This window comes from Streptomyces sp. YS415, from assembly GCF_023544665.1.
Lineage (GTDB): Bacteria > Actinomycetota > Actinomycetes > Streptomycetales > Streptomycetaceae > Streptomyces.
The window spans coordinates 21,374-43,698 of record NZ_JAMJFL010000042.1 but is presented as its reverse complement, the minus strand read 5'-3'; the positions used below and the strand labels follow the sequence as shown (position 1 = coordinate 43,698).

18 protein-coding genes are annotated in these 22,325 nt (G+C 71.6%); 10 read left to right on the top strand and 8 right to left on the bottom strand.

Annotation, left to right across the window (positions count from 1 at the left end; translation table 11 throughout):
* Both M8H82_RS33385 and M8H82_RS33380 read left to right on the top strand, forming a co-directional pair.
* Positions 1 to 525, top strand: a 525-nt coding sequence (locus M8H82_RS33385; protein WP_250078933.1) for a hypothetical protein, incomplete at its 5' end; no start/stop codon positions are given.
* A 171-nt stretch (positions 526 to 696) separates the two neighbouring features.
* A complete protein-coding gene (locus tag M8H82_RS33380; protein ID WP_250078931.1) occupies positions 697 to 1,500 on the top strand; it encodes an endonuclease I family protein in 804 nt (267 codons plus the stop codon).
* 41 nt (positions 1,501 to 1,541) lie between these two features.
* On the opposite strand, the gene M8H82_RS33375 is transcribed toward M8H82_RS33380, so the two are convergent.
* The 3 genes from M8H82_RS33375 to M8H82_RS33365 are packed head-to-tail and all read right to left on the bottom strand — an operon-like array spanning position 1,542 to position 5,722.
* Entirely contained in the window at positions 1,542 to 3,230 is a 1,689-nt protein-coding gene (locus M8H82_RS33375; RefSeq protein WP_250078929.1) for a thiamine pyrophosphate-binding protein, read from the bottom strand.
* On the bottom strand, positions 3,227 to 4,195 hold the full coding sequence (gene speB, locus M8H82_RS33370) for an agmatinase (protein ID WP_186287739.1): 969 nt from the start codon (positions 4,193 to 4,195) through the stop codon (positions 3,227 to 3,229). The genes M8H82_RS33375 and speB overlap by 4 nt, the downstream gene beginning before the upstream one ends.
* 54 nt (positions 4,196 to 4,249) lie before the next feature.
* Positions 4,250 to 5,722: a sodium:solute symporter gene (locus M8H82_RS33365; RefSeq protein WP_250078928.1), complete on the bottom strand. Its 1,473-nt coding sequence runs from the start codon at positions 5,720 to 5,722 to the stop codon at positions 4,250 to 4,252.
* A gap of 195 nt (positions 5,723 to 5,917) precedes the next feature.
* Here M8H82_RS33365 and M8H82_RS33360 point away from each other — a divergent pair, with 195 nt between their 5' ends.
* Entirely contained in the window at positions 5,918 to 7,618 is a 1,701-nt protein-coding gene (locus tag M8H82_RS33360) for a PucR family transcriptional regulator (RefSeq protein WP_250078927.1), read from the top strand.
* A gap of 62 nt (positions 7,619 to 7,680) precedes the next feature.
* Positions 7,681 to 8,469, top strand: coding sequence for a phosphatase (locus M8H82_RS33355; RefSeq protein WP_250078924.1), 789 nt, complete (start codon positions 7,681 to 7,683; stop codon positions 8,467 to 8,469).
* 22 nt (positions 8,470 to 8,491) lie between these two features.
* Here M8H82_RS33355 and M8H82_RS33350 read toward each other — a convergent pair whose 3' ends face one another.
* The 3 genes from M8H82_RS33350 to M8H82_RS33340 all read right to left on the bottom strand — a co-directional run bounded on the left by M8H82_RS33350 (position 8,492) and on the right by M8H82_RS33340 (position 11,254).
* Positions 8,492 to 9,370, bottom strand: coding sequence for an acyl-CoA thioesterase II (locus M8H82_RS33350; protein WP_250078923.1), 879 nt, complete (start codon positions 9,368 to 9,370; stop codon positions 8,492 to 8,494).
* Positions 9,371 to 9,404: 34 nt separating this feature from the next.
* Complete coding sequence (locus M8H82_RS33345; protein WP_250078920.1) at positions 9,405 to 10,562, bottom strand: acyl-CoA dehydrogenase family protein; 1,158 nt, start codon at positions 10,560 to 10,562, stop codon at positions 9,405 to 9,407.
* Positions 10,563 to 10,654: 92 nt separating this feature from the next.
* Positions 10,655 to 11,254 (bottom strand): TetR/AcrR family transcriptional regulator, encoded by a 600-nt coding sequence (locus M8H82_RS33340; RefSeq protein ID WP_250078919.1) that lies wholly within the window; start codon positions 11,252 to 11,254, stop codon positions 10,655 to 10,657.
* Between the two features lie 85 nt (positions 11,255 to 11,339).
* On the opposite strand from M8H82_RS33340, the gene M8H82_RS33335 reads away from it, so the two are divergent.
* Genes M8H82_RS33335 through M8H82_RS33320 form a run of 4 tightly spaced genes read left to right on the top strand, consistent with a single transcriptional unit; the run spans position 11,340 to position 16,987 of the window.
* Positions 11,340 to 12,956 (top strand): carboxyl transferase domain-containing protein, encoded by a 1,617-nt coding sequence (locus tag M8H82_RS33335; protein WP_250078917.1) that lies wholly within the window; start codon positions 11,340 to 11,342, stop codon positions 12,954 to 12,956.
* 19 nt (positions 12,957 to 12,975) lie between these two features.
* Positions 12,976 to 14,895: a biotin carboxylase N-terminal domain-containing protein gene (locus M8H82_RS33330; RefSeq protein ID WP_250078934.1), complete on the top strand. Its 1,920-nt coding sequence runs from the start codon at positions 12,976 to 12,978 to the stop codon at positions 14,893 to 14,895.
* The gene (locus M8H82_RS33325) at positions 14,892 to 15,821 is read left to right on the top strand and encodes a hydroxymethylglutaryl-CoA lyase (protein ID WP_250078916.1); all 930 of its coding nucleotides are present in this window, start codon (positions 14,892 to 14,894) and stop codon (positions 15,819 to 15,821) included. The genes M8H82_RS33330 and M8H82_RS33325 overlap by 4 nt, the downstream gene beginning before the upstream one ends.
* A gap of 5 nt (positions 15,822 to 15,826) precedes the next feature.
* On the top strand, positions 15,827 to 16,987 hold the full coding sequence (locus tag M8H82_RS33320; protein ID WP_250078914.1) for an acyl-CoA dehydrogenase family protein: 1,161 nt from the start codon (positions 15,827 to 15,829) through the stop codon (positions 16,985 to 16,987).
* Positions 16,988 to 17,001: 14 nt separating this feature from the next.
* Here the strand turns inward: M8H82_RS33320 and M8H82_RS33315 are convergent, their stop codons facing one another.
* Entirely contained in the window at positions 17,002 to 17,823 is an 822-nt protein-coding gene (locus tag M8H82_RS33315) for a hypothetical protein (RefSeq protein WP_250078912.1), read from the bottom strand.
* Positions 17,824 to 17,892: 69 nt separating this feature from the next.
* Positions 17,893 to 19,998 (bottom strand): RHS repeat-associated core domain-containing protein, encoded by a 2,106-nt coding sequence (locus M8H82_RS33310; protein ID WP_308293298.1) that lies wholly within the window; start codon positions 19,996 to 19,998, stop codon positions 17,893 to 17,895.
* A 311-nt stretch (positions 19,999 to 20,309) separates the two neighbouring features.
* Between M8H82_RS33310 and M8H82_RS33305 the strand changes: the two genes are divergently transcribed.
* Positions 20,310 to 21,356 carry an ABC transporter substrate-binding protein gene (locus M8H82_RS33305; protein WP_250078910.1) on the top strand — a complete coding sequence of 349 codons (1,047 nt, stop codon included), beginning with the start codon at positions 20,310 to 20,312 and terminating at the stop codon, positions 21,354 to 21,356.
* Between the two features lie 42 nt (positions 21,357 to 21,398).
* Positions 21,399 to 22,235: a siderophore-interacting protein gene (locus M8H82_RS33300; protein ID WP_250078908.1), complete on the top strand. Its 837-nt coding sequence runs from the start codon at positions 21,399 to 21,401 to the stop codon at positions 22,233 to 22,235.
* Positions 22,236 to 22,325: the final 90 nt, after the last annotated feature.

Here is a 22,325-nt window from a genome sequence, read left to right as displayed (position 1 = left end):
AAGCCGATGGAATTCAGGGATCTGCCGGACCCGAGAGATCTGATGGAGCCCCGCACGTTCTGGGTGCTGGTCGGCGTGGGCGCCCAACTGCTTTGCGCCCTGGCCGCGCTCTGGTACGCCTGGCACCGCGACATCTCCCTCGGGACCTGGCTCGTGACCCTGGCGGCCTGTGGCGCCTGCCAGGCGGTCGCGGTGGCGGCGGTGCTGTGGCCCGGCGCGGAGGCGGGCTCGCGCGAGATCACCGAGGGGCACGAGAGCGCGACCGTGTCCGTCCTGTGCCTGCTGTGGATCGTCGGCGTGTTCCCCACCGGGGCGGTACTGATGCTCACCGGCCACGACACCGACGGAACCGAGTTCCAGGCCGTGTTCCTGGGCGGCACCGCCTTCATGCTGTCGTCGATCGCGGGTCTGATCACCGCGGTGGCCCTCGCGGACCGCGTGCGCCCGAGCGATGAGGCCGGCGGTGCGCCCGGTGTGTCCGGCCTGCCCGACATCGACGACGGAGGCGGTGGCGGCGGGGACTGAGGGCCAGGTCACCGGCCGGGGCGTCCTCGCGGGCTGACTCGCGTGGACACGCCCCGGTTTGCCGTTTCAGGTCACTCAATGGACACGCGACGTCCATTTACACCGCCGCATGTCCATGTCACTCTCCCAAGTGCCGCCTCCATTCAACCCGCGTAGATGGGACTCCCCCTCATGCCGGCGACACGCATACGCAGCTGGAAGCCGTTGGCCCTCGCCACCGCCACCGTGCTGGTCGGACTCAGCGCCCCCGCCCTCACCGCGACCCCCGCCGCGGCCACCACGACCGCTTACGACAGCACGTACTACAAGAACGCCGTCGGCAAGACCGGTACGAGCCTCAAGAGCGCGCTGCACACGATCATCAGCCCCCAGACGAAGCTGTCGTACTCCGCCGTCTGGGAGGCGCTGAAGGTCACCGACCAGGACCCGAACAACAGCGGCAACGTGAAGCTGCTGTACTCGGGCATCTCCCGCAGCAAGTCGCTCAACGGCGGCAGCACCGGCAACTGGAACCGCGAGCACGTGTGGGCGCAGTCCCACGGCGACTTCGGCACCTCCGCCGGTCCCGGCACCGACCTGCACCATCTGCGTCCCGAGGACGTGCAGGTCAACAGCATCCGCGGCAACAAGGACTTCGACAACGGCGGCAGCGGCTTCACCAACTCCGGCGGCAGCCTGACCGACTCCAACTCCTTCGAGCCCCGCGACGCCGTCAAGGGCGACGTGGCCCGCATGATCCTCTACATGGCCGTCCGCTACGAGGGCACCGACAGCTGGCCCGACCTGGAGCCCAACGACACCGTCACCAACGGCACCGTGCCGTACCACGGCCGGCTCTCGGTGCTGAAGGCCTGGAACGACGAGGACCCGCCGGACGCCTTCGAGGAGCGCCGCAACCAGCTCATCTACACGAACTACCAGGGCAACCGGAACCCGTTCATCGACCACCCGGAGTGGGTCGAGGCGATCTGGTAGGCCGTCCTCCCAGGGGGTGGGTCACCCTCCCGGGTGGTAGGTCACTCTCCCAGGTGCGTGGGCGCGAACATGCGCAGCACCGCCGGGAGCACGACCACCGAAGGGCCGGGCGCGGACAGCGCCTTGGCCAGGTCGGACTCCAGTGTCTCCGGGGTGGTCCGCACCCCGGGGACGCCGAAGGACTCGGCCAGCGCCACATAGTCCGGGCGGGTCAGCTCGGTCGCCGTGGCCCGGCCGAACGCGTCCGTCATGTACTCGCGCAGGATGCCGTAGCCGCCGTCGTCGACGATCAGCCAGGTGACGTTCAGGTCGTACTGGCGGGCCGTCGCCAGCTCCGCGATCGAGTACAGCGCCCCGCCGTCGCCCGAGACCGCGAGGACCGGGCGGGTCGGGTCCGCCGCCGCCGCGCCCAGCGCCGCCGGGAAGCCGTAGCCGAGGCCGCCGGCGCCCTGGGCGGAGTGCATCCGGTTCGGGCCCTTGGCGTCGAAGGCCGACCAGGCCCAGTACGCCAGGATCGTCATGTCCCAGAAGGACGGCGAGTCGGCGGGCAGGGCCTTGCGGACCGCCGCCAGCACCTCCTGCTCCAGGGTGAGTTCCTGAGCGGCGATGCGCTCGCCGACCTTCGCGAGCACCGCCCGTACCCGCTCGGGCGCCGAGGCGTCGGTGCGCTGCGTCACCGTCTCCAGCAGCGCCTGCAGCGCGAGCCGCGCGTCCGCGTGGATGCCGAGCGCCGGATGGTTGGACTCCAGCTTGCCGAGGTCCGCCTCGATCTGGACGACCCGGCCCCGCGGCTTGAACGTGTGGTAGTTCGAGGAGAGTTCGCCGAGTCCCGAACCGACCACCAGCAGGACGTCCGCGTCCTCCAGGAAGTCCGTCGTGTACCGGTCCTCGATCCAGGACTGCAGGGACAGCGGGTGCGTCCACGGGAACGCGCCCTTGCCGCCGGGCGTGCAGACCACGGGGGCCTGCAGCAGCTCCGCCAGCTGCTTCAGCTTGCCGCTCGCGTCCGCTCGTACGACTCCCCCGCCCGCGATGATCGCCGGGCGGGCGGCCCTCGACAGCAAGTCGGCCGCCACGGCCGTCAGTTCGGGCCGCGGAGGCAGGTCCTCGGGAAAGGCGTCGCCGACGGTCACCACCGGGATCGTCGTCTCGGCGAGCAGCACGTCCTGCGGGATCTCCACCCACACCGGCCCGTGCGGGGCGGTCAGCGCCGACTTCCAGGCCGCCTCGACGGCCGACGGGATCTGGGACTGGGTGCGCACGGTGTGCACGGACTTCACCACGCCCCGGAACGAGGCCGCCTGGTCGGGGAGTTCGTGCAGATAGCCGTGGCGTCCGCCGCCCAGGCCCGCCGTGGGGACCTGGCTGCTGATCGCCAGCACCGGCGCCGAGGCGGCCGCCGCCTCCTGGAGCGCCGCCAGCGAGGTCAGCGCGCCGGGGCCGGTGGAGAGCAGCAGCGGCGCCGCCTCCCCGGTGATCCGGCCGTAGGCGTCCGCCGCGAACCCGGCGTTGTTCTCGACGCGCAGGCCCACGTAGCGCAGGTCCGAGCGGCGCAGCGCGTCGAACATGCCGAGCGCGTGCTGGCCGGGGAGGCCGAAGACGGTGGTCGCGCCGAGCCCGGCCAGCGTCTCCACGACCAGGTCTCCGCCGTTGCGGCCGGGGGGAGGGTTCAGCGCGGCCTCCGTCTGGGCGGCGGTGGGGCGGAGCACCAGGTCGTGGTCGTGAGTCACTTCGCGCGGGCCTCTGCAATCTGGCGGGACATGATGGTGGTCAGCTCGTACGCCGTGTGGGACGCGGCCACCGACGTGATCTCGGCGTGATCGTACGCGGGCGCCACCTCGACGACGTCCGCCGAGACGAGGTTGCAGGAGGCGAGTCCGCGCAGGATCTCCAGCAGCTCGCGGGAGGTCATGCCGCCCGCCTCGGGGGTGCCGGTGCCGGGCGCGTGCGCCGGGTCCAGGCAGTCGATGTCGATGGAGATGTAGAGCGGGCGGTCGCCGATGCGCTGGCGCAGCTGGTCGGCGATCTCGTCGGCGCCCCGGCGGTAGACGTCGGAGGAGGTGACGATGCCGAAGCCCATCTTCTCGTCGTCGGTGAGGTCCTGCTTGCCGTAGAGCGGACCGCGGGTGCCGACGTGGGAGAGCGCCGAGGTGTCGAGGATGCCTTCCTCGACCGCGCGGCGGAACGGCGTGCCGTGCGTGTACTCGGCGCCGAAGTAGGTGTCCCAGGTGTCGAGGTGGGCGTCGAAGTGGAGCAGGGCGACCGGGCCGTGCTTCTTGGCGACGGACCGCAGCAGCGGCAGCGCGATGGTGTGGTCGCCGCCCAGGGTCATCAGGCGGGCGCCGGTGCCGAGCAGGTCGTCGGCGGCGGCCTCGATGGTCTCGACGGCCTCGTTGATGTTGAACGGGTTCACCGCGATGTCGCCGCCGTCCGCGACCTGGGCCAGCGCGAACGGGGACGCGTCCTGCGCGGGGTTGTAGGGGCGCAGCAGCCGGGACGCCTCGCGGATGGCGTTGCCGCCGAAGCGGGCGCCGGGCCGGTAGGAGACTCCCGAGTCGAAGGGCACGCCGACCACGGCGACGTCGGCGGTGCCGACCTCGTCCAGGCGCGGCAGCCGGGCGAAGGTCGCGGGTCCGGCGTAGCGCGGGATGCGCGAGGAGTCGACGGGGCCGCGGGGCGTCTCGTTGCTGCTCATGGGGAACTGCCTTCTTTCCTACGCTTCGTCGCGTATGTGCATGTGTCCCCGACTCTACTGGTGAGCCGGGACTGGTTCGGACACGAGTTCGGGGGTCCGGCCGGCGAGGCGCTCGCGCCAGGCGGCGAGGACGGCGGCGTCGGTGGGCTTCGTCATCAAGGAGACGGCGAGGTAGGCCGCGAGGGAAGACAGCAGGCCGTAGTAGACCGGTTCGTTGGCCAGGATGCCGTGGGTCGCCATCAGGCCGACGACCGCGAGTCCGCCGACGGCCACCGAGGCGAGGGCGCCCTGCGCGGTGCCGCGCTTCCACAGCAGGCCGCCGAGGATCGGCACGAGCAGTCCGCCGACGAGGAGGTTGTAGGCGACCGTCAGCGCCTCGACGACGTTGTTCAGCACGATGGCCGTGGCGATCACCGCGACACCCATGATCAGGATGAAGGCGCGGTTGCCCCGGACCTCGTCGCGCTCCTCGCCGTGCTCCTCGGCCGCCCCCTTCGCCAGGCCCCGCAGCCGGGACCAGATGTCGTTGTTGGCGACGGTGGCGCAGGCGATGAGGGCGCCGGAGGACGTCGACATCACGGCGGCCAGGGCGGCGGCCAGCACCAGGCCCCGCACGCCCATGGGCAGCTCGTCCTTGACGATGGTGGCGAAGGCGTCGTCGGCGTTGGCCAGGTTCGGGTAGAGCACCTTGGCCGCCGTACCGATGACGGCACCGGCGAGGGCGTAGACGAGGCAGTAGGTGCCGGCGACCGTGCCGCCCCACTTGGCGGTCCGATCGCCGCGGGCGGTGAAGACGCGCTGCCAGATGTCCTGCCCGATGAGCATGCCGAACGTGTAGATGAGCACGTACGTGAAGATCGTCTCGCCGCCGATGCCCAGCGGGTCGAAGTACTCGGTGGGCAGCTGCGCCTTCATCTCGGCGAACCCGCCCGCCTTGACGACGGCGATGGGCAGCAGCAGGAGCAGGACACCGATGGTCTTGACGACGAACTGCACCATGTCGGTGAGGGTGATCGACCACATGCCGCCGAGCGTGGAGTAGGCGACGACGATCGAGCCGCCGAGGACGATCGCGAGCGTGCGGTGCATGTCGAAGAGCACGTCGAAGATCGTGGCGTAGGCGATCGTCGAGGTGACGGCGAGCATGAGGGTGTACGCCCACATGACGACCCCGGAGATGACCCCGGCCCGGCCGCCGTAGCGCAGGTCGAGCATCTCGGAGACGGTGTACACCTTCAGCCGGGCGATCCGGGCGGAGAAGAAGACGGAGAGGGCGAGCAGCCCGAGGCCGATGGTGAAGACCATCCAGGCGCCGGAGAGCCCGTACTGGTAGCCCAGCCCGACCCCGCCGATGGTGGACGCGCCGCCGAGGACGATGGCGGCCATGGTCCCGGAGTACATGGCCGGGCCGAGCCGGCGCCCGGCGACCAGGAACTCGCTCTTGGACTTGGCGCGGCGCATGCCCCACCAGCCCATGGCCAGCATGCCGGCCAGATAGACGACGATCACTGTGTAGTCGACGGCCATGGTGGGGCCTCCCTCGCGCTTGTCCCGGTGGCGTGTCGTGCAGATACGTGGGGGTGGGGACGACGGCAGCGGCTCGCGGGGACATCCGCCCGTACCCGCGGCTGCCGGTCGGGACCGACACTAGGTGGCCGGAAAGCGACTGCGAAGTGTACGTTTCATCCATTGCGGCTGTACGGAGTGGAGGGATCGCACACCATGCCGGACCCGTCCGTCCCACCCACCCCGGCGGTGCCGCTGTCGGCGCTGCTGGCCCGCGAGGACCTGGCGCTGCGGCAGATCGCGGGCCCGACCGACCCCGACGTGGTGATCCACTGGGCGCACACCTCGGAGATGGCGGACCCCTACCCGTACCTGCTGGGCGGGGAGCTGCTGCTCACGGCGGGCGTCCACATCCCCGAGGCGGCGGGCTCGGGCACGTACTTCGACGACTACGTCTCGCGGATCGTCGAGGCGGGCGGCACGGCCCTCGGCTTCGGTCTCGCCCCGGTCCACGACACGGTGCCGCGCGCCCTGGTGGCGGCCTGCGAGTCCTTCGGCCTCCCGCTGCTGGAGGTCCCGCCCCGGACGACCTTCTCCGGCGTGGCACGGGCGGTCTGGCAGCTCATGGCCCAGGCCCGGCTGGCCGAGCTGCGCCGGGTGACGGAGGCCCAGCAGAGCCTGGCCGCGGCGGCGTCCCGCCCGGACCCGGTGCCGTCGGTGCTGCGGCAGCTGGCCCAGCGGGTGGGCGGCTGGGCGGGCCTCTACGGCCCCGAGGGCACGCTGATCGCCGCAGCGGGCCGCGAGCCCGGGGCGGAGGCGCGGGCGGCGCTGGCCGACCTGACGGGAGTGGTACGCCCGAGGACGGACGCCACCGCGAGCACCCCGGACTCGACGGCAGCCGTGGACGGCCGTACCGCAGCCGGGGGTGGTCGAGCCGGGGCGGCGCCCGCCGACCGGGAGGCGCCCCGCGAGCGCGGGCAAGCGGCACCTGCTCCCGCCTCCGGCGCAGCCGCACCCGCAGCCCCGGGCATCCGTGCCGCCGGAGTGGCGCCCCGCGAGCGCGGGCAAGCCGCCCCCGCCCCAACAGCACCTGCCCGCAGCACTGCCGCCCCCGCCTCCGCCACCGACACCGTCGCCGGGGCTCATCTCGCCGCCTACGCGCTCGCCCCCTCCCACGGCTTCGTCCTCGGCGTGGCCGCCCCCCGGAGGGACCCCGCCGACCACACCATCGCCTCCGTCGCCGCCGTGCTCCTCTCCCTGCTCACCGGGGAACAGCAGAGCGGCACCGGAGCGGCCCGCACCTCCGCGCTCGTGCGGCTCCTCCTCGGCGCCGCCCCGGAAGCCGTCGCCCCTCTCCTCGGCACCGACCCCTGGCTCGTCGTGCACGCCCGCCCCGACTCCCCCGGCGCCCCGGACCCGGTGGCCGCCTCCGCACTCGGCGCCGCGCTCGGCTCCCCCCTCGTCGACCTCGCCGGGGACGTCGTACGCGTCCTCGTCCCCGCCGACCGCGAACCCGCCCCCCAGCCCGGCTGGACCCTCGGCGTCAGCGACCCCGCCACCCCCGCCGAGTGGCCCGCCGCAGACACCCGGGCCGCCCGCGCGCTGGCCCGCGCCCGCGCCACCCGCACCCCCCTGGTCCGCCACGGCGCCCGCCCCGGACTCGCCGACCTCGTGCCGCACGACGAGGCCGCGTCCCACGCCCGCGCCCTCCTCGGCCCGCTCGCGCACACGCCCGCGCTCGTCGACACGCTGCGCGCCTGGCTCTCCCTGCACGGCAGTTGGGACCGGACCGCGGTGGCCCTCGCCGTGCACCGCAACACCGTCCGCCAGCGCATCGCCCGCTGCGCGGCCCTGCTCGGCACCGACCTCGACGACCCCGACGTCCGCATGGAGCTGTGGTTCGCGCTGCGGCAGTGACCCACGTCCCAGCGTCCGGGACACCCCGCGCGTGGACAGGGGTCTGCCTCACAATGGGACACATGCCGATACCCGGGACACCCAGCCGCGCCGAGCTCGTCGAACACCTCGTCAGAACCCGTATCGCGGGCGACGTAGCCACTCCCCGCGAGAACAACCTCTCCCATTACCGCAAGCTCGCGAACGGCGACCGCAACTTCTGGCTCGGCCTGGAGCTGGGCGACCGCTGGACCGACGAGCAGGACGTGCTCGCGGTGATGGCGGAGCGGGTCGGGGTGAACGACGACCCCGAGTACCGGTACGGCCAGGACACCATCGACCCCGAACTGACGGTCGCCGCGCTGGAGCGGATGGCGGGCCGGCTGCGCAAGGCGGCCGACGGCGGCCAGCGGGTGCTGTTCGCCACCGGCCACCCCGGCGGCCTGCTCGACGTGCACCGCGCCACCGCCGCCGCCCTGCGCACGGCCGGCTGCGACATCGTGGTGATCCCCGACGGGCTGCGCACGGACGAGGGGTACGTCATGCAGTTCGCGGACGTGGCGATGCTGGAGCACGGCGCCACGCTGTGGCACACCCACTCCGGGGAGCCGATGAAGGCCATCCTCACGGCCCTGGAGCGGCACGGCGACCCGCTGCCGGACCTGGTCGTCGCCGACCACGGCTGGGCGGGGTACGCCGGACAGCACGGCGTCGACTCGGTGGGTTACGCCGACTCCAACGACCCGGCCCTCTTCCTCGCCGAGTCGGAGGGCACCCTCCAGGTGACGGTGCCCCTCGACGACCACGTGGTCAGCCCCCGCTACTACGACCCGATGACGGCGTACCTGCTGGCGGAGGCGGGACTGGCGTAGGGCCCGGGTCCGGGAGGGGCGCTCAGGTCCGCGGGGCGCGGACCACGCCCTCCTGGATGACCGAGACGGCCAGGCGGCCGTCCTGGGTGTAGATGCGGGCCTGCCCCAGCCCGCGGCCGCCGGAGGCCGACGGGGAGTGCTGGTCGTACAGCAGCCACTCGTCGGCGCGGAACGGCCGGTGGAACCACATCGCGTGGTCCAGGGACGCGCCGACCACGTCGCCGACGGCCCAGCCGCCCCGGCCGTGCGCGAGCAGCACCGAGTCCAGCAGCGTCATGTCGGAGACGTACGTGGCGAGGACGACGTGCATCAGGGGGTCGTCGACCTCGCTGTCGAGCTTGCCGTTGGTGCGGAACCACACCTGGGAGTGCGGTTCGCGCGGCTCGCCGAACCTGCCGAACGGCGGCTCGTCGACGTAGCGCACGTCCACCGCGGCCCGGGCCTCCAGGAACTTCTCCAGGATGCCGCGGTCGAGATGGCCGTAGCCCCGCAGCCGCTCCTCGGAGGTGGGCAGCGTGGCGGGGTCGGGGGCGCCGGGCATCGGGGCCTGGTGCTCGAAGCCCTCTTCCGGGCGCTGGAAGGAGGCGGACAGGGCGAAGATCGGCTGTCCGTGCTGGACGGCGACCACCCGGCGGGCCGTGAAGGAGCGGCCGTCGTTCATGCGGTCGACGGTGTAGACGATGGGCGCGCCGGGGTCGCCGATGCGCAGGAAGTACGCGTGCAGGGAGTGGGCGAGCCGGTCCTCGGGGACCGTCCGCCCGGCGGCGACGAGCGCCTGGGCCGCGACCTGCCCGCCGAAGACGCGCGGGACGACGGCGGACCGGGACTGGCCGCGGAAGATGTTCTCCTCGATCTGCTCCAGGTCGAGCAGATCGAGGAGATCCTGTAGTGCCTGGCTCATGTGAAGGTTGTACCGGCCGGTAATGTCCGGGACCTTACAGACCCATGTCCTTCGCGATGATCGTCTTCATGATCTCGCTGGTGCCGCCGTAGATCCGGTTGACCCGGTTGTCCGCGTACAGGCGGGCGATCGGGTACTCGTTCATGAAGCCGTAGCCGCCGTGCAGCTGGAGGCAGCGGTCGATGACGCGGTGCGCGACCTCGGTGCAGAACAGCTTGGCGCTGGCGGCCTCGGCCGCGGTCAGCTCACCGGCGTCCAGCGCCTCCAGGGCGCGGTCGGCGACGGCCTCGGCCGCGTCCACCTCGGCCTTGCAGGCGGCCAGCTCGAACTTGGTGTTCTGGAACGCGGCGACCGGCTTGCCGAAGACGGTGCGCTCGGTGACGTACTGCTGGGCGAACCGGACGGCGGCCTTGGCCTGCGCGTACGCGCCGAAGGCGATGCCCCAGCGCTCGGAGGGGAGGTTGCTGCCGAGGTAGTAGAAGCCCCGGTTCTCCTCGCCCATCAGGTCCTCGACCGGCACCTTGACGTCGACGAACGCCAGCTCGGCGGTGTCGGAGGTGCGCAGGCCCAGCTTGTCGAGCTTGCGGCCGATGGAGTAGCCCTCGGACTTGGTGTCCACGGCGAACAGGGAGATGCCGTAGCGGCGGTCCTCGGCGGTGGGCGCGGCGGTGCGGGCGCAGACGATCACACGGTCGGCGTGGACGCCGCCGGTGATGAAGGTCTTGGAGCCGTTGAGGACGTAGTGGGTGCCGTCCTCGGAGAGCTTGGCGGTGGTCTTCATGCCCGCGAGGTCGGAGCCGGTGCCCGGCTCGGTCATCGCCAGCGCCCACATCTCCTCGCCGGAGACGAACTTGGGCAGGTAGCGCTTCTTCTGCTCGTCGGAGGCGAGCGACTTGATGTACGGCAGGGCGAGCAGCACGTGCACCCCGGAGCCGCCGAACTGGACGCCCGCGCGGGCGGTCTCCTCGTAGAGGACGGCCTCGAACTTGTGGGTGTCCAGGCCCGCGCCGCCGAACTCCTCGGGCACGTTGATGCCGAAGACGCCCAGCTCACCGAGCTTGTAGTAGAAATCGCGGGGCGCTTGGCCCGCCGCGAACCACTCGTCGTACACCGGTACGACCTCGGCCTCGATGAAGGCGCGGATGGTCTCCCGGAACGCCTCGTGATCCTCGTTGAACACCGTACGGCGCACGGCCGCCACCTCCACCTGTGTCTAAGCGCTTGCTCACTCACCGTACCGGCGAGTATGAACACCCGTCCAGAGGATCGGCCCCGTAACGCTCGTCACGCCTGCCCGCTCGCCGCCCCGAACGCCCCCCGCGCCATCCGGTGCAGCAGCCCGGCCGTCACCGCGCGCCCCGGCAGCGCACCCGGCCGCCCCAGGTGCGGCGTGGAGTTGAGCAGGCCGAACACCGAGTGGACGGCCGAGCGGGCGGTGGGCTCGGTGAGCGCCGGGTAGACCTTGCGGACCACGTCCACCCACAGCTCGACGTACTGGCGCTGGAGCTGGCGGACCAGCTTGCGGTCGCTGTCGCGCAGGCGGTCCAGCTCGCGGTCGTGCAGGGTGATCAGGGGACGGTCGTCGAGCGCGAAGTCGATGTGGCCCTCGATGAGGGAGTCCAGGATCTCGTCGGGACCCCCGCCGTCGGCCTCCGCCAGGCGCCGCTTGGCCCCGGTCAGCAGCTGGCCGCTGATGCCCACCAGCAGCTCCGCGAGCATCGCGTCCTTGCCCGCGAAGTGCCGGTAGAGGCCGGGGCCGCTGATGCCGACGGCGGCGCCTATCTCGTCGACCCCCACGCCGTGGAAGCCGCGTTCGGCGAAGAGCCGCGCGGCCTCCTTGAGGATCTGCTCACGACGGGTGGGTGCGTCGGTTCTGGTGGCCATGCGCCAATTCTAGACAGGGAGGTTAGCGGTCGTTAACCTGAAGGAAATGCGTTAACGCTCATTAACAAGGTGAGGGGACCGCAGGATGCACGAGGCACCCGAGCTGACGAGTGCGGCAGATCCCGCGTCGGAGGCCTGGAAGGCCAATGAAGAGGCGCAGCTCGCGCTGGTGGAGGAGCTGCGCGCCAAGCTCGCCGCCGCCCGGCAGGGCGGTGGGGAGAAGGCGCGCGCCCGGCACACCGCGCGCGGAAAGCTGCTGCCCAGGGACCGGGTGGACACCCTGCTCGACCCGGGCTCGCCCTTCCTGGAGCTGGCGCCCCTCGCGGCCGACGGCATGTACGACGGACAGGCCCCGGCGGCCGGCGTGATCGCCGGGATCGGCCGGGTCAGCGGGCGCGAGTGCGTGATCGTCGCCAATGACGCCACCGTCAAGGGCGGCACCTACTACCCGATGACGGTGAAGAAGCATCTGCGGGCGCAGGAGGTGGCCCTGGAGAACCGGCTGCCCTGTCTGTATCTCGTCGACTCCGGCGGCGCCTTCCTGCCCATGCAGGACGAGGTCTTCCCCGACCGCGACCACTTCGGGCGGATCTTCTACAACCAGGCCCGGATGTCCGGCGCGGGCATCCCGCAGATCGCGGCCGTCCTCGGCTCCTGCACGGCGGGCGGGGCGTACGTCCCCGCGATGAGCGACGAGGCCGTCATCGTCCGCAACCAGGGCACGATCTTCCTCGGCGGCCCCCCGCTGGTGAAGGCCGCCACCGGTGAGGTCGTCACCGCCGAGGAGCTCGGCGGCGGCGAGGTCCACGCGCGGGTGTCGGGCGTGACCGACCATCTCGCGGAGGACGACGCGCACGCCCTGCGCATCGTCCGGAACATCGTCGCCACCCTCCCCGCGCGCGGGGCGCTCCCCTGGCAGGTGCGGCCGGCCACCGAGCCCAAGGTCGACCCCTACGGCCTGTACGGCGCGGTGCCCGCGGACCCCCGCACGCCCTACGACGTCCGCGAGATCATCGCGCGCGTGGTCGACGGCTCCCGCTTCGCGGAGTTCAAGTCCGAGTTCGGGCAGACCCTGGTCACCGGCTTCGCCCGGATCCACGGCCACCCGGTCGGCATCGTCGCCAACAACGGCATCCTGTTCTCCGAGTCCGCCCAGAAGGGCGCCCACTTCATCGAGCTGTGCGACCAGCGCGGGATCCCCCTGGTGTTCCTGCAGAACATCTCCGGGTTCATGGTCGGCCGGGACTACGAGGCCGGCGGCATCGCCAAGCACGGCGCCAAGATGGTGACGGCGGTGGCGACGACCCGCGTGCCGAAGCTGACGGTCGTGGTGGGCGGTTCCTACGGCGCCGGCAACTACTCCATGTGCGGCCGGGCCTACTCGCCCCGCTTCCTGTGGATGTGGCCGGGCGCCAAGATCTCCGTCATGGGCGGCGAGCAGGCCTCCTCGGTCCTCGCCACCGTCAAGCGCGACCAGCTGGAGGGGCGCGGCGAGCAGTGGCCGGCCGAGGAGGAAGAGGCGTTCAAGGCGCCGATCCGCGCCCAGTACGAGCGTCAGGGCAACGCCTACTACGCCACGGCCCGCCTCTGGGACGACGGAGTGATCGACCCGCTGGAGACCCGGCAGGTGCTGGGCCTGGCACTGACGGCCTGCGCCAACGCGCCCCTGGGTGACCCCCAGTTCGGCGTCTTCCGGATGTGAGGGGCATTTACCGATGACCATGTTCGACACAGTCCTCGTGGCCAACCGGGGCGAGATCGCGGTCCGCGTCATCCGCACCCTGCGCACCCTGGGCGTCCGCTCGGTCGCCGTCTTCTCCGACGCCGACGCCGACGCGCGGCACGTGCGGGAGGCCGACACGGCGGTACGGATCGGGCCGGCGCCGGCGACGCAGAGCTATCTGTCGGCGGAGCGCATCCTCGACGCCGCCGTCCGCACCGGCGCCCAGGCCGTCCACCCCGGCTACGGCTTCCTCGCCGAGAACGCCGACTTCGCGCGCGCGTGCGCCGCGGCGGGCCTGGTCTTCATCGGACCGCCGGCCGAGGCGATCGCCCTGATGGGCGACAAGATCCGCGCCAAGGAGACCGTGCAGGCGGCCGGGGTCCCCGTCGTCCCCGGCGGACGCGACCCGGAACTGGCCCGGGCGGCCCGGGAGCTGGGCGCTCCGGTGCTGCTGAAGCCGAGCGCGGGCGGCGGCGGCAAGGGCATGCGCCTGGTGCGGGACCTGTCGGTGCTGGAGGAGGAGATCGCGGCGGCCCGGCGCGAGGCCGCGGCCTCCTTCGGCGACGACACGCTCCTCGTCGAGCGGTGGATCGACCGGCCCCGGCACATCGAGATCCAGGTGCTGGCGGACGGCCACGGCAATGTCGTCCACCTCGGCGAGCGCGAGTGCTCCCTGCAGCGGCGCCACCAGAAGATCATCGAGGAGGCGCCGAGCGTCCTGCTGGACGAGGAGACCCGGGCGGCGATGGGCGAGGCGGCCGTCCAGGCGGCCCGCTCCTGCGGCTACCGGGGCGCGGGCACGGTGGAGTTCATCGTCCCCGGCGGCGACCCGTCCGCGTACTGCTTCATGGAGATGAACACCCGCCTCCAGGTGGAGCACCCCGTCACCGAGCTGATCACCGGCATCGACCTGGTGGAGTGGCAGCTGCGGGTGGCGGCCGGGGAGCGGCTCGCCTTCACCCAGGACGACATCACGCTCACCGGGCACGCGGTCGAGGCCCGGGTCTGCGCCGAGGACCCCGCGCGCGGGTTCCTCCCCTCGGGCGGCACGGTCCTGCGCCTGCGCGAGCCGCAGGGCGACGGCGTGCGCACGGACTCCGGGCTCACCGAGGGCACCGAGGTCGGCAGCCTGTACGACCCGATGCTGTCCAAGGTCATCGCCTACGGCCCCGACCGCGCGACCGCGCTGCGCAAGCTGAGGGCGGCGCTCGCGGAGACGGTGACGCTGGGGGTGCAGACCAACGCCGGGTTCCTGCGGCGGCTGCTGGCCCATCCGGCGGTGGTGGCCGGTGAGCTGGACACCGGTCTGGTCGAGCGGGAGGTCGACGGGCTGGTCCCGGCCGGCGTGCCGGAGGAGGTGTACGAGGCGGCGGCCGCCGTACGCCTGGAGGCGCTGCGGCCCGGCGGCGAGGGGTGGACGGACCCCTTCTCGGTGCCGAGCGGCTGGCGCCTGGGCGGTACGCCCAAGCCGCTCGCCTTCCCCCTGCGGGCGGCCGGCGACCCCGTCGACCACGTCCCGCGCGGCACCCACACCGTCACCGGCGACCGGGTCTCCGTCACCCTCGACGGCGTCCGGCACACCTTCCACCGCGCCGCCGACTGGATCGGCCGGGACGGCGACGCCTGGCACGTGCGCGACCACGACCCGGTCGCCGCGTCCCTGACCCGCGCCGCGCACTCCGGCGCCGACTCGCTCACCGCGCCCATGCCCGGCACGGTGACAGTGGTGAAGGTCGCCGTCGGCGACGAGGTGAGCGCCGGTCAGAGCCTGCTGGTGGTGGAGGCGATGAAGATGGAGCACGTCATCTCCGCCCCGCACGCCGGCACGGTCGCCGAGCTCGACGTCTCGCCCGGCACCACGGTCGCGATGGACCAGGTGCTGGCCGTGATCGCACCGCACGAGGAGACGGCCCCGTGACCCTGCCCATGACCGTTCCCGAACCCGGTCTGCCCGCCCGCGTGCGCATCCACGAGGTCGGCCCCCGGGACGGACTGCAGAACGAGAAGACGACCGTTCCCACCGAGGTGAAGGCGGAGTTCGTCCGGCGTCTCGCCGACGCGGGCCTCACCACGATCGAGGCCACCAGCTTCGTCCACCCGAAGTGGGTGCCCCAACTCGCCGACGCGGAGGACCTGTTCCCCTGCGTCAGCCACCTGCCGGTGGAGCTCCCCGTCCTCGTCCCCAACGAGCGCGGACTGGACCGCGCCCTGGCCCTGGGCGCCCGCCGCGTCGCCGTCTTCGCCAGCGCCACCGAGTCGTTCGCCAAGGCCAACCTCAACCGCACGGTCGACGAGGCGCTGGCGATGTTCGAGCCGGTCGTCGCCCGGGCGAAGGCCGAGGGCCTGCAGGTGCGCGGCTATCTCTCCATGTGCTTCGGCGACCCCTGGGAGGGCCCGGTCCCCGTCGAGCAGGTCGCCGGGGTCTGCCGGGTCCTGCTCGGCATGGGCTGCGACGAACTGAGCCTGGGCGACACCATCGGCGTGGCCACACCGGGGCACGTCCGGGCGCTCCTGGCCGAACTCACCGGGCACGGCACGCCCGTCGACCGGCTCGCCGTCCACTTCCACGACACCTACGGCCAGGCCCTCGCCAACACCTACGCCGCCCTCCAGCACGGCGTCAGCACCGTCGACGCCTCCGCCGGAGGCCTCGGCGGCTGCCCGTACGCGAAGTCCGCCACCGGCAACCTCGCCACCGAAGACCTTGTGTGGATGCTGCACGGCCTCGGCATCGACACCGGGGTCGACCTCGGCCGTCTCGTCGCCACAAGCGAGTGGATGGCCGGCCGACTGGGCCGACCCAGCCCGTCCCGCACCGTACGAGCCCTCTCCCACAAGGAGTGACCCCGATGGACCACAAGCTCTCCCCCGAGCTCGAAGAACTGCGCCGCACGGTCGCGGAGTTCGCTCACGACGTCGTGGCGCCGAAGATCGGCGACCTGTACGAGCGCCATGAGTTCCCGTACGAGATCGTGCGCGAGATGGGCCGCATGGGCCTGTTCGGGCTGCCGTTCCCCGAGGAGTACGGCGGCATGGGCGGCGACTACCTCGCGCTGGGCATCGCGCTGGAGGAACTGGCCCGCGTCGACTCCTCGGTGGCCATCACCCTGGAGGCGGGCGTCTCGCTGGGCGCGATGCCGCTCCATCTGTTCGGCACCGAGGAGCAGAAGCGCCAGTGGCTGCCCCGGCTGTGCTCGGGCGAGATGCTGGGCGCCTTCGGCCTTACGGAACCCGACGGCGGCAGCGACGCGGGCGCGACCCGCACCACGGCCCGCCTCGACGAGTCGACGAACGAGTGGGTGATCAACGGCACCAAGTGCTTCATCACCAACTCCGGCACGGACATCACGGGCCTGGTCACGGTGACGGCGGTGACCGGCCGGGGGCCGGACGGCAAGCCGCTGATCTCCTCGATCATCGTCCCGTCCGGCACCCCCGGTTTCACCGTCGCGGCCCCCTACTCCAAGGTCGGCTGGAACGCCTCGGACACCCGCGAGCTGTCCTTCCAGGACGTCCGGGTCCCGGCGTCGAACCTTCTGGGCGAGCTGGGCCGCGGCTACGCCCAGTTCCTGCGCATCCTGGACGAGGGCCGCATCGCCATCGCGGCGCTGGCGACGGGCCTGGCGCAGGGCTGTGTGGACGAGTCGGTGAAGTACGCCAAGGAACGCCAGGCGTTCGGCCGCCCGATCGGCGCCAACCAGGCCATCCAGTTCAAGATCGCCGACATGGAGATGAAGTCCCACACGGCCCGCCTCGCCTGGCGCGACGCCGCCAGCCGCCTCGTCTCCGGCGAACCCTTCAAGAAGGAGGCGGCGCTGGCCAAGCTCTACTCCTCCACGATCGCGGTGGACAACGCCCGCGACGCCACCCAGATCCACGGCGGCTACGGCTTCATGAACGAGTACCCGGTGGCCCGGATGTGGCGCGACTCCAAGATCCTGGAGATCGGCGAGGGCACGAGCGAGGTCCAGCGGATGCTGATCGCCCGGGAGCTGGGGCTGGTGGGCTGACCCTCAGGCGGACGTCAGACCCCGCTCGCGTCCTCGAAGACGACCCGGAGGTTCTCGCGGGCGGGGTCGTGCTCGGGGATGCCGGGCGGCAGTACCGGCGCCAGGGCACGGAACACCTCGCGCATCGCCCTGTCGTCGTACCCGGCGAGCGTCTCGGTCGCCTGCAACAGCAGCCCGCCACCGCGTAGCTCCCGTACGGCGTGGAAGGCGCCGCTGACCGCGAGCCGCGAGGCGCCGCCGAGCCGGGCGGCGAGTTCGGAGGGTACGCCGGTGACCCAGGAGTAGCCGCGGAGGTGGCTGCGGCACTCACGCAGGTACTTGCGGTGTCCCCGGCGCAGGGCCGCCTCCAGGTCGGGGGTGTCATGGAAGTTCAGGTGGTCGACGCGCGCGAAGGCCGGGTCGGCGCCGTCAAGAGCGGCGGCCAGGAAGTCGACCAGGCGGGCACAGAACTCCGGGTCGCCGATGCGGTCTCCCGCCCGGACAGCCGCGGACAGCTCGGTGTGGCTGCCGCCGCGGCCCTTGTGGCTGCTGCCGACGCGCCCGAAGTCGTCGACCCATTCCTCCTCGTCCACCGACGGCTCGTGGAAGCCGACGCTTGCGTGGAAGGGATGCGGACGCAATGCGTCGGCGAGCGTCGGCCAGTTCTGCCGAACGTCCCTGAGTCGGGTCTCCCGCCCGCCACTGAACGATTCGGTGACAACCGCATACGAGTCGGCGGTCTCCTTCGCCTCACCGGAGAAGAGGAAGTCGATCGCGGTCCGGAACCAGAGCACGACCAGGTCGCCGCGCGGCACGGGCGCCTGCTCGTCGAGCGTGGCCCAGATGGTCACGTCCATGCCGGGTGCTCCCTCATCCATCATGGCCTTCCCCTTCTCCCGTCGTCCTCGACCCTACTGGGAGCCCCGCTAGGCGAAGGCCCCGCCCGTGAGGCCGTTGACGAAGAAGCCGACCGTGAACAGCACGCCGGTGAAGATGACCGCTCCCGCTCCGGCCTTCTGCGCATCCGGAGAGATCTGGAAGCCACCCGCCGCCCCGCCGGCCGAGGCCACCCCGGTCGGGCCCGGCGCCGGTTCCACGGCCGGGGCGTCCACCGTTCCCGGCGCCGGTTCCTCGACCGGTGCCGCGGTGCTCGCCGTGGGCTTGGGTGTGGGGCTGGGCCCGGGCTTGGGCGTGGGGTTGTCCCGGTTCTTGCGCCCGTAGAAGCGCATGCCCGGGTACTCCGCCTTGGACCAGACGTTCACGACGCCCTCCCGGGACGCCGCCCGGCCCGAGAGCAGGCCGGCCCCGCGTTCCACGGTCCGGTCGTCGCCCTCGTCCTCCAGATAGTCCTGCATGCCCTCGACATACCTGGTCAGGTCCTTGGGGCCATCCGTCTTGCCGTAGGCGTTCCCCGGCTTGACCTCCCAGATGTACACCTTGTCCTTGGTCCAGAGGATCACGTCGGCGGCACCGTCGTTGCCCGTGTCGTTACCGCTCGCGCCCGGGATGGAGTTGGCGGTCGTGCCGCCGTCGCCGATGTCCACCGTGACGTAGCCCTCGACCTTCATCTCCATGGCCCACACCTGTGCCGCGTAACCGGACTGGCAGACGGCGGCGTCGTGGCCGCTCATGTGGAACGTCAGGGCGCAGGCGGAGCCGACGTTGCTCTGGCCTCCGTTGCGGACGACGGTCTTGCCGCTGTGTCCGTTACCGCCGCTGGAGCCGGAGGACGAGGAGGACGTGGAGGACTTCTTCTTGTGGTGACTGACCGGCATCCCACCCCGGCACTCGATCAGGCCCTGCGCGCACTCGATGAGCTGCTCGCCGCTCGGGTCGGAGAAGGAGACCGGGTTGTTCGCGGCGTAGGTGTAACCGTTGAGGGTCTGCGGCTTGTCGGCCTCCAGGAGCGGATCGGCGCTGATGAAGCGGCCCGTCGACGGGTCGTACTCGCGGGCTCCGATGTGCGTCAGTCCGGTGCTCGCGTCCGCCGTCTTGCCGAGGAACGCCTTGTCGTCGGGCCAGCTGCCCGTCCCGCCGGAGCGGGTCGCGCCGAACGGCGTGGTGTAGCGCTTGGTGATCGCCTGGGTCGAGGCGTTGAGCGCCACGCTGGACGTGCCGTGCTGGTCGGCGGCGAGCCAGCACAGGGTGTCGGTGCCGCTCTTGTTGGTGCGCAGGGCGACCGCGTTGCCGTCGAAGCCGTAGTAGCGCTGTCCCCAGTACTTGCCGGTGGCGTTGTCGAGGTGGACCTCGGTCGTGCCCAGGTAGAGAACGGTCTCACCGGAGGCGTTGCGCCGGATGAGCAGGTTGCCGTCGGCGTCGTAGACGTAGCCGGTGGTGGACGCGCCCTCCTTCAGCTCGGCGACCTTGCCCTCGGGGGACCAGGTGAGGGACTGGGTGGCGCTGCCGTCGGGGCGGGCGGTGGTGTGACCCGCGGTGTCGTAGGCGTAGACGGGGGTGACGCCGGTGCAGGACGCGGCGGTCGTCGTCGCGGTGAGGGCGTGCGGCTGGGTGGCGCTGTAGCAGTAGGTCTTCGTGGTGGTCGCGGACGTGGTGTGGGTGGTCTCCGTCGCGCGCAGGCCGGCATCGGTGTAGGTGTACGAGGTCCAGTACGGGCTCGGCCCGCCCAGGCCCGAAGTGGCGCGCGTCGCCGCGCAGTTGCCGTCGGACGGCGTCCAGGACTCGGTCAGTCGGCGGTGGCCGTCGTACGCGAAGCACTGGTTGTCCGCCGCCGAGGTGCCGCCCAGCGTCGTCGGGTCCTTGATGGAGATGACGTTGCCGGTGTCGTCGTAGGCGTAGTTGAGCTCCTGCACCTCGTACGGGTGGGTCTGGTCGGTCAGCACCGCCTGCGTGAGCCGGCCGGTGCCCTCCTCGTAGGTGTTGGTGAGGTAGGCCTTCTTGGTGCCGGTCGCGGCGGAGGTGCCCAGGGTGAGCTGTTCCGTCTGGCCCAGGGCGGAGTAGCTGACGCCCAGGACGTAGCCGGTGGTGCCGGAGAGACTGGTGGGAGCGCGGTCTTTGACGGCATGCCAGAACACGCGTCACTGCTGACCCCCGTGATCCCCAAGTCCCCAACAGGCGTAATTTCTACGTACCTTGATTGATCGCAGTCAAGATTTATCCGCGAATTGCTCACACCTTGAACAATTCACGGAATAGAGACCAAGAAGCGGAAGAACAATCGGCAAACGAGACCCGAACGGGGCGTGTCACGGTCAGAGAAATGAGGGCGGCCGCACACCAGGGGCGTCTTCCCGGCCGCCCCCAGTGGGCCGGCGCGTGAGGTTAGGCTAACCTACCTTCGAACTTGTCCGGCGGACGCTCCGTCCCGTTCGAAAGCAGCCACACCATGTCCAACGCCAGCGCCACCCACCTCACCCGCCGTGGCATCCTCGCCGCGGGCGGCGCCCTCGGCCTCGGTGCCGTGCTCGCGGCCTGCGGAGACGACGACACCAAAAGCGGTGGCTCTGACCAGGGGACGGCCGCCGCGAAGTCCGGCCCGTGGTCCTTCAAGGACGACCGCGGCACCACGGTGAAGCTCGACAGGGTGCCGGCGAACATCGTCGCCTTCACCGGTGTCGCCGCCGCCCTGTTCGACTACGGCATCCAGGTCAAGGGCGTCTTCGGCCCGACCACGACCGCGGACGGCAAGCCCGACGTCCAGGCCGGCGACCTCGACGTCAGCAAGGTCACCGTGCTCGGCAACGAGTGGGGCAAGCTCAACATCGAGAAGTACGCGGCCCTCGCCCCCGACGTGCTCATCACCACGACGTTCGACGACGCCGGCACCCTGTGGTCCGTGCCCGTCGAGTCCGCGGACAAGATCGCCAAGCTCGCCCCGAGCGTCGCCGTCTCCGTCTTCGACCGCCAGATCACCGAGCCGCTGCAGCGCATGTGGGAGCTGGCCGAGTCGCTGGGCGCGGACATGAAGTCCACCGAGATCGCCGAGTCGAAGAAGAAGTTCGAGACCGCCGCCGCCCGGCTGCGCGCCGCCGCCAAGGCGAAGCCCGAGATCAAGGTGATGGCCGGCTCCGCCGCGGAGAGCATCTTCTACGTCTCCGGCACCAACTTCTCCATCGACCTGGAGTACTTCAAGTCCCTCGGCGTGAACTTCGTCGAGCCCTCGGAGAAGGCCAAGGCCGAGAGCGCCGGCTGGTACGAGGCGCTCAGCTGGGAGAACGTCGACAAGTACGACGCCGACATCATCCTGATGGACGACCGCTCCTCGACGATCCAGCCCGCGGACATCACCGAGGCGACCTGGAAGAAGCTGCCCGCCGTCAAGGCCGGCCAGGTCATCCCGCGCTCGCCCGAGCCGATCCTGTCCTACGACAAGTGCACGCCGCTGCTGGACAACCTGGCCGAGGCCATCGAGAACGCGAAGAAGGTCAGCTGACCTCCCTGCCGGTCTCCCCCTGACGCTCACCCAGGAGCAGCCATGAGCACGGCCGTTGCCGCCGAATTCCGTTTCTTCTCCCTTCGGGTCGTACGGACTCGGCGGCTCGGCCCGTCTCTGGTCCGGGTGACGTTCGGCGGGGAGGAGCTGCGCGACTTCCACTCCGACGGACGGGACCAGTCGCTGTCGCTGTTCCTGCCGCACCCGGGGCAGGACGCTCCGGCCGTCCCCGTCGAACTCGGGGACGGGTGGTGGCAGGGCTGGCGCGACCTGCCGGAGGACGTACGGGCCGTGATGCGCTCGTACACCCTGCGCGAACTGCGGCGGGAGCCGGACGAGATCGACATCGACTTCGTGCTGCACGAGCCCGCCGGGCCCGCCTCCGGGTGGGCCGCACGGGCCGCCGCCGGGGACCGCGTCCTGCTCATCGGGCCCGCCGTCGCCGACAACCGCGCCATCCGGTTCCGCCCGCCCGCCGACACCGACCTCATGGTGCTGTGGGGCGACGAGACCGCCGTACCGGCCGTCTGCGCCATCGTCGAGTCGCTGCCGGCCGGCACCCGAGCCCGGGTCTGGCTGGAGGTGCGGCACTTCGGGGACATCCAGGAGCCGGTGACCGAGGCGGACGCCGAGATCACCTGGCTGGTCCGCCAGGACCAGGGCGCCGAGGGCTCCCCCATGGCCCTCGACGCCCTGCGCGATGCTCAACTCCCGCCCGCCGAGCACCCGTACGTCTGGATCGCGGGCGAGTCGGGGTGCGTGAAGGCGCTGCGCCGCCACTTCGTCGGGGAGCGCGGCATCGACCGGCGCCGGGTCACCTTCGTCGGCTACTGGCGGCGCGGACTGACGGAGGAGCAGCTGCGGGAGCTCGGCGAGTGAAGTGACGGAAGTGACCACCGTCACGGACGGGGTCGGGTTCCGGCTGCCTGACGGACGATGAAATTAGGTTAGGCTTACCTAAGTTGATCG

What these genes read in the sequence shown, in the direction of transcription:
- M8H82_RS33380 (WP_250078931.1), top strand. Translation starts at nt 697, where the DNA reads ATGCCGGCGACACGCATACGCAGCTGGAAGCCGTTGGCCCTCGCCACC.
- speB (WP_186287739.1), bottom strand. Translation starts at nt 4,195, where the DNA reads ATGAGCAGCAACGAGACGCCCCGCGGCCCCGTCGACTCCTCGCGCATC.
- M8H82_RS33365 (WP_250078928.1), bottom strand. Translation starts at nt 5,722, where the DNA reads ATGGCCGTCGACTACACAGTGATCGTCGTCTATCTGGCCGGCATGCTG.
- M8H82_RS33360 (WP_250078927.1), top strand. Translation starts at nt 5,918, where the DNA reads ATGCCGGACCCGTCCGTCCCACCCACCCCGGCGGTGCCGCTGTCGGCG.
- M8H82_RS33355 (WP_250078924.1), top strand. Translation starts at nt 7,681, where the DNA reads ATGCCGATACCCGGGACACCCAGCCGCGCCGAGCTCGTCGAACACCTC.
- M8H82_RS33350 (WP_250078923.1), bottom strand. Translation starts at nt 9,370, where the DNA reads ATGAGCCAGGCACTACAGGATCTCCTCGATCTGCTCGACCTGGAGCAG.
- M8H82_RS33340 (WP_250078919.1), bottom strand. Translation starts at nt 11,254, where the DNA reads ATGGCCACCAGAACCGACGCACCCACCCGTCGTGAGCAGATCCTCAAG.
- M8H82_RS33335 (WP_250078917.1), top strand. Translation starts at nt 11,340, where the DNA reads ATGCACGAGGCACCCGAGCTGACGAGTGCGGCAGATCCCGCGTCGGAG.
- M8H82_RS33330 (WP_250078934.1), top strand. Translation starts at nt 12,976, where the DNA reads ATGTTCGACACAGTCCTCGTGGCCAACCGGGGCGAGATCGCGGTCCGC.
- M8H82_RS33320 (WP_250078914.1), top strand. Translation starts at nt 15,827, where the DNA reads ATGGACCACAAGCTCTCCCCCGAGCTCGAAGAACTGCGCCGCACGGTC.
- M8H82_RS33315 (WP_250078912.1), bottom strand. Translation starts at nt 17,823, where the DNA reads ATGGACGTGACCATCTGGGCCACGCTCGACGAGCAGGCGCCCGTGCCG.
- M8H82_RS33305 (WP_250078910.1), top strand. Translation starts at nt 20,310, where the DNA reads ATGTCCAACGCCAGCGCCACCCACCTCACCCGCCGTGGCATCCTCGCC.
- M8H82_RS33300 (WP_250078908.1), top strand. Translation starts at nt 21,399, where the DNA reads ATGAGCACGGCCGTTGCCGCCGAATTCCGTTTCTTCTCCCTTCGGGTC.